The following is a 3,292-nucleotide window of genomic DNA, read 5'->3' on the forward strand; positions in this document are numbered from 1 at the left end:
CTGGTGTGGCTGAAAGAAACTGCGTCGTCTGGGTCGTTTTCTTGGATGGTGGTTTCGACGGCTTCATAGTTCTTGTTGACCTTGTTCAGTTCGTGAAACAACCCGGCAAACCAGCTGCTGGCTGTTAGCTCTGCGATGGAGGTCCCCATCTTGACCCATTTCTCGCTGTTGTATTTGATGTCTTTCATTCGGTGTGTCCTTTCTATGATTGTATAATATTCAGTTTAATCATTTTCTAATCACTACTGCTTATCTTTTTAGAACTAAGCAACTATCTGTAAATATGGATAGTTGCTTAGTTAATTAATCTAACGAAATGAGCTCAGATTAATTATCCCACAACGGACAGGGATATTCCGGTGGTTCTCCATTTTTAACTTTTCGACGGTTTGACAAGATTCTACTTTGCATGATATTTAAAAAATATTAACTTAATAATAATTCTTCTTCATCAATCGAGCTTTCATAATCATATCTTCAAAGGCTTCTTCTTCACTATGAAAATTGACTATAATTCCTTGTAATCCAGCTCTTTCATTTGTAGAAAAAACCTGATATCTCTCTTCTTCTTTTTGCAATACAACTTCAAATGGTTGCAGATCATGATCATTATAGACATTGACAGGTAATTTTTCAACATAAATAATGTTTTGTAATTCATCAATTCTTTTCACTTATTAATCCTCCTAGAATATTTCTTTTACTAAACCAATTTTCTCAAGAACTTCAACAGAGAATGGGAACTGCCATTGGGTCCCGCCACCTGGTGTCCCAAATCCAGAAGCAATTTCACCAACGCTTATTTTTATCTGTTGCCAATCGTTGCCATAATATAACACAACATCATTATAAATTTTATCTTTTAACGCAGCATCTGTACATCTATCAACATAACTTTTTATATTTTCAAAATTACCTACCACTTCATAATGATGATATTTTGTAGCATCTTCAACATATGGCAATGAACGTTCCTCGTATCGGTATGGTTTATTATCATTGACCGGAGATGTAAATCGACCATCATTAGGTCCATATCTATCAAACTTATCTCCTATTTTAGGAATGTAGTCTTTTTTTATTGCATTACCACTATCATCAAGAACATAACCGTTATTCGGCACATGACTCCAATCAATTTTTCCATCTATTGTTAAAACATCTGAGCTTTTAGGCACTTGTAACTCTACTGGCCAGTTATTAGTTCTCTTAAATTCTTCCGCCAATTTGCTATCAATATTACTCAAGTAAGTATATAACTCATCATTTGTACAAGTTGATTGTTTTACTATCTTTTGGATATGTTGCTCATATTTATCAATGCTCTCTAGTGTATCATCAATCCGGCTTCCGTTTCCACTGCCACTAATATTGAGATGTGCGGCATCATTTAGGAAGTCTTTGAGTTTATTGCCGGTTGTTTGGGCGCCTTTTTTGATATCGTTAACGACTTCGCCTACGGTTACACCTGCACCGATTTTCCCGCCGCCTGCGACAGCCATTTCTCGACCTGGAGTGAGGTTGAGATTGCCAACCTTTTTACCGGCTTCTTTCACGCTGTCGCCGATGGAATTGGCCGCTTCTTTGAAGCTGGTACTCGCGTTTTTGATGCGACTACTGGCTAATTCTTGCCCCATTTTTAGAGCGTCATCAACTTTGCTGGAAACGGTTTTGGTGCCGGTTTTTAGGGCGTTTTTGCCCCCACTGATCACATTGTCGCCTAAGCGGGCAATATTTTTACCGGCTGAGACGGCTTTCGCACCACTACGTGGCAAGAACCTTGACAGAAGCTATTCTTTTATTGTCTTTGGTAGTCAATTGGATGTAAGGAAAATCATACAAACCTGTTTGTCTTCCCAAACATGCCAAACACTTTAAGATTATTTGAACTATCTTCTCGAAATCTACTACAGATATCCTAATTCCTTACTCAAATATAATTTGAACCGTATTTTCATTAGTATTTCGTTTTACCTGCTCTATAATATCAATTATTTGTTCCTCAGTTACTTTTTCAGCCTGATGTGGTGGTTCCCAAATTTTCATTGAATCCTTGTATACTACAAATTTATTACCAACCAACATTTCTCCATCTGCTTTTAGTACATAGCCATTTTCAAAATCAAATTTAATATAAGAGTTACTTCCTGTAATTTTCATTTTATTACCTCTCAAAAATAATGGTTTCAACCCCCGTTTTAGGGTCAATTGTTGTTATCTTAGTAACATTTGGATTTTCTATCAACCTCGGTAGTTCAACATTTTCCCAGATGTTTCCGGGTCTTAATTCAGAACCAACAACAGCTCTTATTTCTCCTGAAACTTGTTCTGCATATGCTCCCGATGCCAAATCCCATGCTTCCATTGATGACGGATTGTTAAAATCCCACTCTGGCATTGTAATCTTTTTATTGGCTATTGTTGATTCTAAAGTTACGCCACCTTTTCCTTCGGCTATGTTGGCTGCAACATCTGCACCTCCAACCCCGTCTGTTCTACCTGACCAAAAAAATGCTTCGTCAGGATTAGTTTTTAGTTGTGGTCTGATTTCTTCAATATTAAACTCACCAGCTCCACCAACCCCCTTTAGTGTATCATCAATATGACCACCTTTTCCACTTCCACTAATATTGAGATGTGCGGCATCGTTTAGGAAGTCTTTTAGTTTATTGCCTGTTGTTTGGGCCCCTTTCTTGATGTCGTTAACGACTTCGCCTACGGTTACACCTGCACCGATTTTTCCGCCGCCTGCGACAGCCATTTCTCGACCCGGTGTGAGGTTGAGATTCCCAACCTTTTTACCTGCTTCTTTCACGCTGTCGCCGATGGAGTTGGCCGCTTCTTTGAAGCTGGTACTCGCGTTTTTGATGCGACTACTGGCTAATTCTTGCCCCATTTTTAGAGCGTCATCAACTTTGCTGGAAACGGTTTTGGCACCGGTTTTCAGAGCGTTTTTGCCTCCGCTGATCATATTGTCGCCTAAACGGGCGATGTTTTTACCGGTTGAGACGGCTTTCGCACCACCAGACAAGGCTTTGACGCCAGGGATGACGTCTAACATGCCGAATACGCCGCGCGTTGCGCGTTCACTGGTGCTGAGTTCTCGGCCTGAGATCCAATCTTTCCCGCTGACAGCGGAGCTGACTTCTAAACCGCCATAGACCGCTCCTAACGCCAAGCCGGCTGGGGGACAGAAGATACTAACGCCAACAATTACCACGGTCGCTACAATATTCACCCAGAACTCTTTTTCTTCTTGTTCATCCTTGATTGATTTGTAGTCAAACGCTCG

At 40.1% G+C, this 3,292-nt stretch carries 5 protein-coding genes and 1 pseudogene; all 6 read right to left on the reverse strand.

The genetic code is table 11. The features are described from left to right. Window positions 1-188 (reverse strand): annotated as a pseudogene (locus CS921_RS15225) (hypothetical protein); the annotation flags it as partial. Window positions 189-327: 139 nt separating this feature from the next. Continuing rightward, window positions 328-411, reverse strand: coding sequence for an Imm59 family immunity protein (locus CS921_RS15610; RefSeq protein ID WP_240422389.1), 84 nt, complete (start codon window positions 409-411; stop codon window positions 328-330). Between the two features lie 20 nt (window positions 412-431). Beyond that, window positions 432-674, reverse strand: a complete 243-nt coding sequence (locus CS921_RS15235; RefSeq protein ID WP_099225392.1) for an Imm59 family immunity protein — start codon at window positions 672-674, stop codon at window positions 432-434. A gap of 12 nt (window positions 675-686) precedes the next feature. Further along, window positions 687-1,775, reverse strand: coding sequence for a TNT domain-containing protein (locus CS921_RS15240; RefSeq protein ID WP_162921802.1), 1,089 nt, complete (start codon window positions 1,773-1,775; stop codon window positions 687-689). A 151-nt stretch (window positions 1,776-1,926) separates the two neighbouring features. Next, window positions 1,927-2,160: an Imm74 family immunity protein gene (locus tag CS921_RS15245; RefSeq protein WP_099225396.1), complete on the reverse strand. Its 234-nt coding sequence runs from the start codon at window positions 2,158-2,160 to the stop codon at window positions 1,927-1,929. A gap of 4 nt (window positions 2,161-2,164) precedes the next feature. After that, window positions 2,165-2,398, reverse strand: coding sequence for a hypothetical protein (locus tag CS921_RS15820; protein WP_205527797.1), 234 nt, complete (start codon window positions 2,396-2,398; stop codon window positions 2,165-2,167). Window positions 2,399-3,292: the final 894 nt, after the last annotated feature.

This window comes from Listeria costaricensis (assembly GCF_900183385.1).
Classification (GTDB): domain Bacteria; phylum Bacillota; class Bacilli; order Lactobacillales; family Listeriaceae; genus Listeria; species Listeria costaricensis.